Annotated in this window: 1 pseudogene; it reads left to right on the forward strand. The window is 68.2% G+C overall.

Annotation, left to right across the window (positions count from 1 at the left end):
- Nucleotides 1-35 precede the first annotated feature (35 nt).
- A pseudogene (locus SB754_RS20680) lies at nt 36-267 on the forward strand (RNB domain-containing ribonuclease); the annotation flags it as partial.

Consider the following 267-nt stretch of genomic DNA (forward strand, 5'->3'; position numbering starts at 1 on the left):
GCCATTTCGAACTCCGCGCCCGCGCCACCCTGCCGATGGAAGACTTCAACGCGCAGATCTCGCTCATGACGGGTATGGCCGCCGCCGAGCTGATGCTCCGCGCGGAGGTCGGCATCCTGCGCACCATGCCGCCTGCAGAGCCCGAGGCGATCGATGAGTTCCGTCGCCGCGTGGCGCTGCTCGACCGACCGTGGGCGACCGACATCAGCTACGGCGAGTATCTGCGACAGCAGGATTCGGGAGACCCCGCGACACCCGCCGTCATGC

Origin of the sequence: Leifsonia sp. SIMBA_070 (genome assembly GCF_046534635.1) — a bacterium.
Taxonomy (GTDB): Bacteria; Actinomycetota; Actinomycetes; order Actinomycetales; family Microbacteriaceae; genus Leifsonia.